General features: G+C 44.0%; 5 protein-coding genes, 1 other RNA gene and 1 pseudogene. All 7 read left to right on the top strand.

The genetic code is table 11. The features are described from left to right. The coding region (locus tag JX312_RS08580; protein ID WP_204457706.1) for an aldose epimerase family protein at nt 1-954 on the top strand (954 nt) is incomplete at its 5' end. Further along, nucleotides 951-2,030 carry a metallophosphoesterase gene (locus JX312_RS08575; RefSeq protein ID WP_204457705.1) on the top strand — a complete coding sequence of 360 codons (1,080 nt, stop codon included), beginning with the start codon at nt 951-953 and terminating at the stop codon, nt 2,028-2,030. The genes JX312_RS08580 and JX312_RS08575, both read left to right, overlap by 4 nt. A 41-nt stretch (nt 2,031-2,071) precedes the next feature. Continuing rightward, nucleotides 2,072-2,638 carry a YhcH/YjgK/YiaL family protein gene (locus tag JX312_RS08570; protein WP_239653863.1) on the top strand — a complete coding sequence of 189 codons (567 nt, stop codon included), beginning with the start codon at nt 2,072-2,074 and terminating at the stop codon, nt 2,636-2,638. 147 nt (nt 2,639-2,785) lie between these two features. Further along, nucleotides 2,786-3,189, top strand: a transfer-messenger RNA (tmRNA) gene (gene ssrA, locus JX312_RS08565). Between the two features lie 136 nt (nt 3,190-3,325). Then, nucleotides 3,326-4,228, top strand: coding sequence for a YafY family protein (locus JX312_RS08560; RefSeq protein WP_204457703.1), 903 nt, complete (start codon nt 3,326-3,328; stop codon nt 4,226-4,228). A 2-nt stretch (nt 4,229-4,230) separates the two neighbouring features. After that, nucleotides 4,231-4,719, top strand: a complete 489-nt coding sequence (locus JX312_RS08555) for a 3'-5' exonuclease (protein ID WP_124030424.1) — start codon at nt 4,231-4,233, stop codon at nt 4,717-4,719. Between the two features lie 138 nt (nt 4,720-4,857). Beyond that, a pseudogene (locus JX312_RS08550) lies at nt 4,858-5,477 on the top strand (hypothetical protein); the annotation flags it as partial.

The raw sequence follows: 5,477 nt of genomic DNA, 5'->3' as shown, positions 1-5,477 counted from the left end.
ATCGTATTGTCTGTCATGGTTCCGGATCGTGACGGAAATATGGACAATGTGGTTCTGGGGGCGGATTCGCTTGAGATGGCGAGAACACTTGCAAGAGACTGGTATATCGGTGCTTTGATCGGTCCTGTGGCGGGTCGTATTCTTGACGGAAAATTCCGAGTGAAGGGGAAAGATTTCGCATTGCCTCTTAATTCGGTGCCTAACACATTGCATTCAGGAGTTGCAGGATTCCATACTGTTATATGGGAATCTGAGCAGACAGCGGAGAATTCAGTCTGTCTCAGTTACAGATATAAGGACGGAGAGGCGGGATTTCCCGGAAATATGTATGTTTCCGTTACGTTTACAGTTACGGATGACAACGCGTTGCGTATAGATTACCATGCGACTGCTGATTCTCCTACGTTGTTTTGTCCGACACATCACGGCTATTTCAATCTTGATGGTATAAAGAAACCTATGTCTTCGATCGAGAACCATCAGATTGAGATAGATTCCGACTTTTATCTTCCGACAGATGTCAATACCAACCATACAGGAGAAATTCTCAGGGTCGAGGGTACGCCATTCGATTTTCGCAAGATGCGAACGATAGGAGAGAGAATAGGAGAGAATCATATCCAGCTTCAGTATGGTAAAGGATATGATCATGTTTTCGTTTTGAGGAAGCGTGAGCATAAGGAACTTACACATGCCGCGAGACTTAAAAGCCTGCATACTGGACGTGTGATGGATGTGATTACCTCAGAAATCGGAATGGTCATGTATACGGGTAATTATCTGGATGGTGTGGTGGGTATGGATGATGCCGTTTATACACATCGCTGTGCGCTGTGCCTTGAAACCCAGTGTTTTCCAGATGCACCCAATAATCTTCATTTCCCATCGGTAGAGCTTCTGCCGGGCAACGTATATTCTCAGACATGTATTTATAAATTTTCAACAGAACCATGAAAAAGTTATGTATATTTTTGTTAGCTGTGGTCTCATCTGTCGCGACTTTCGCGCAGGTTGACCACAACAGACAAGGTCCATTGAATGACAACTCGTTCAATATCGTTCTACTCGGAGATCCTCAGAGTTATACGAAGTTCGATTATAATCAACCAATATTCGACATGATGATGGCATGGACTCAGCATCATCTTGACACTTTGAATGTGAAGGCGGTTCTTTGCACCGGCGACCTTGTAGACCAAAACGAAAATATCGTGCCTCCGTTTCCCCGGTTTGGAAATCTTCCGAGTGAGATGCAGTGGGATTTCGTATCGCGGGAGTTCGCGCGACTCGACAATCGTGTGCCATATTTGATCTGCACGGGCAATCATGACTATGGTTATCTGCGTGCTGAAAACTCCATGACCCGTTTCCCCGAATTCTTTAATGTAAGCCGTAATTTCACGCAATGGGACAAGACGCTTGTGGCGTCTACAATAAACCGCAACGGTCAGCAGACTCTTGAGAATGCGGCAATGGAGATTTCCGATTCTGCATGGGGTAAGATTCTGATAGTGGCTCTTGAGTTTGCTCCGCGTGACGAAGTCATAGAGTGGGCGAAGAATCTTGTTGACTCCGAGCGCTTCAAGGAGCATAAGGTGATATTGCTGACACATGCTTATATTACCGGTTATGATGCACGTCGCTATGAGTCTGTGGGATACAAACTTCAGGATGTAAATTCCGGAGAGCAGATATGGCAGAAACTTGTATATCCGGCAAAGAATATAGTGATGGTTCTCTGCGGACATTATGCTGTGCCCAATGAGCGATATGACTACACCACCGGATTCAGAACTGATAAGAATTCAGCAGGACGCAATGTTCACCAGATGATGTTCAACTGCCAGGGCATCGGCGGAGGAATGAGCGGCAACGGCGGAGAGGGCTTTCTTCGTCTGCTTGAATTCATGCCTGACGGCAAGACAGTGGAAGTTCGCACATACTCGCCGCTTTTTGGTGCTTCAGGACAGACAAAGCATCTGGCATGGCGTAATGAGTCATATGACAGATTCTCATTTATTGTCAATTGAAAGATATGAAAACTGGAATTTTTAAATTAATTTTATTGTTTATGCTTATAGCTTCTAACAGTGTCTTTTCCCGGGGAGAGGATAACCTCGATGCTAAAGATTGGATTGAGAGCGGGATATGGAGAAATGGATTCAACGTTGATCCGGATGTTTCCGTGAATATTGATGAATTCAAGTCGCAGTATGAAAAAAACAGAGAACTATGGGATGCTATGTTCGGATTTCTTGCCAAAACGGATCTTAATGCGCTTGCTATCGGAAACCACGACATAATGAAGGGCAGATGCTGGGTGACAATAAGCGAGTATGTGCCACGTCTTGCAGAGAATGTGAAAGTGGAGAGTCACCGCAGATTTATAGATCTTCAATACACGCTTCAAGGAAATGAACTGATGGGACTTGCGAAAAATCCTGAAGTATTGATGGAATATAACCCCGCTCGCGAGGTGGCGTTCTGGACATCAGATGATATATCATATTATAAAGCAGGACCAGAGTCATTCTTTCTCTTTTTTCCTTCAGACCTTCATCAGCCTTCTGTTAGAGATGATGGGGCGGAAGAAAAGAGCCGCAAGGTAGTAGTAAAGATAGAATATGTAGGAGATTGAAATAAACGGGAAGATTGAAGGAATTTAGCTCCGGCTGTCATTTTGAGTTAAATTGTGTTAATAATAGTTATATAAAATTAAAACGGCATACAGATGATGTATGTATGCCGTTTTAATTTTATATATTTGCAAACCATGAGATTTTATGGGACTGATTGGCTTTGACAGCGTGTAGAAGCGGTAGGTAAGCATGCAGAGCTTTGGCGTTCAAGCTCTATAATCGCAAGATCGTCGAACTATAATTGGCGAAAATAACAATTACGCTCTCGCTGCGTAACCTGAAGTACAGTAGGGTTCCTTTATTTGCCTCAAAGTGAGGTGAACGAGACATCTCCCCATTGCCCGGTTCCGAGACGTTTGGACAAGGAGGTGCAGAGAAATTCGGAAATAGGAATTATGTTGTTCCGGCGTAATTCCGAGATTTAGGAACTAAGGTTATTATTGGTTGTCGCGAGCCTGTGATAACACAAAAATCAATTCGCAGACTAAGCATGTAGAAGGCTTATTGATTCCGCGTTTGGACGAGGGTTCAATCCCCTCCAGTTCCACTATGTGTACCGGACACTCTCCGGCCAACACAAGACAAAATCAAGACAAACCGCAGAATATCAATGTATTCTGCGGTTTTTTAGTATCCCAACCCTATCGACTCAGGACCGATTCCGGACAGAAAAACTCAAAATAGATATGAACCAACTGAAAAAATACACTTGGCTGATTGATACAATTCGCCGTGCCGGGAAGATTTCGCATAAGGATCTTTCCGACCGCTGGTCACTAAATAAAGATTTCAGTGACGGACACGAACTTCACCGTGCCACATTCAACCGCTGGCGCGATGCAATCTATGAGCAGTTTGGAATAATGATTGATTGCCAGAAGGTTGGCGGGTATCTATACTATATCTCCAATCCGGAGGATATTGACGAGGATAAGCTCAAAAAGTGGATGCTTGATTCATTTGCCGTTGGCAACGTCATCGGAGAAAACCTCTCTTTGAAGGGACGTATATTGGTTGACGAGATTCCTTCCGGTCGTGATCATCTGACTACCATCTTGGAGGCAATAAAAGAGAACCGAGTCGTGAATATCTCATATCGTCCGTTCAAGAAAGAGCATAGCTACAGCTTCCCCATTGAGCCGTATTGTGTGAAACTGTTTGACAACCGTTGGTATGTGCTTGGTCACAATAACCGTGACGAGATAAAGATTTATGGTCTTGACCGTCTGGAGAGCGTAGAACCAACAGAAACATTCTTCAAGTTGCCAAAAGATTTTGATGCGACAGAGTATTTCGCAACTAAATTTGGCGTAGTTATCGGATACGATGTCAAGCCAGAGAGAATAGTTATTCGTGCCAACGAAGACCATAAATATTATCTGAAATCACTTCCACTTCATCATAGTCAGCGACTTATTGAGGACTATGGCGAATATGCTGATTTTGAGTTGTATCTATCGCCGACGTATGACTTCATAATGAAGTTGCTCCATGTTGGGTCTATGATAGAGGTCGTAAGTCCGGCTTCTCTTCGCAAGACTATGAAAGGCTGGATTTCAGATATGTATGAACTCTATAATAACGACTGACAATGCAAGATTTTGTAGCAATAGACTTTGAAACAGCCAATGGCCGACGCTCCAGCGTGTGCAGCGTTGGTATAGTAATCGTGCGAGGTGGTGAGATAGTTGATAGATTTTATAGTCTTATTAAGCCCGCCCCTAATTACTATACATACTGGACTACTGAGGTTCACGGTCTCACCCGGCACGACACTGACGGGCAGCCGACATTCCCGGAAGTGTGGGCACAAGTTGCTGATAGAATCAAAGGTCTGCCGCTTGTGGCCCACAACAGGCCCTTTGACGAAAGCTGCCTGAAGGCGGTATTCGAGGAATATGGTATGGAATACCCCGGTTACGAATTTTATTGCACTCTTGCCGCCTCCAGGCGTTGTCTTGACATTCCGAGTCATCAACTCCATCTGTCGGCAGCAGCTTGCGGCTATGACATGGAAAATCATCATCATGCTCTTTGTGACGCTGAGGCTTGTGCGGCAATAGCATTAAAATTACTATAATCAATCGTTTGAATACTCTAATTCTCTGACAAATCTTTGCAGTGATAGCTGATAACTGGCTATCACTGCATTACATAATTAAACCATATCGTCAAAATGAAGATGAGTGACAATAATATATTAAATAGGTTTTGCAATATGAGTCTCCCCACCAGCTTCCGCGTAATTGGCATCGGGGAGGCAACAAAAGGAATAATCGAGACAGTAAAGTCATACGGATACGATTGTGTGTCTGCCACAGTATTAACTGAACCCTTTGAGTGTGTCCCAACCGATGAGGATAAGATGGTAATCATTGTGGCAAAAGACAACGAAGATCACGCGAACAGTATTGCCAAAACATTCCATGATGCCGGAGTCCTGACCCTTGGCTTGCTTGACAATGCCGATTTGGATTGTTATGACAGCGTGGTATCAGAAGCCTCTTGCACTGAGACCCCTGACTTAATAAAAGCAATCCTCCAGCCGATAGTAACACAAGGTATGATTGCATACGACTTCAACGATTTGCGAGCGACCCTTGCCGACACAAAGCATTTCTTCATCAAGGCAGTAATGGGCTATGGTGAAGGACGTATCGCAGAAGCTGTAGACTGTATTAAAGGCGCGTTGACTTCATCAATACTCAATACAGTCGAACATATTTCGATTTTCCTATATTTCAACAAAGATGGCCAGCAGCCTTTGACTATGCAAGAAATGACAGCGCTAACCGATTTTGTCAGTGGACTGCCGGAAAGCATTTATGTTATTTGGGC

The sequence above is a fragment of the Barnesiella sp. CU968 genome (assembly GCF_905219685.1).
Classification (GTDB): Bacteria; Bacteroidota; Bacteroidia; order Bacteroidales; family Muribaculaceae; genus Lepagella; species Lepagella muris_A.
This window is presented reverse-complemented; position numbering and strand designations above follow the sequence as displayed.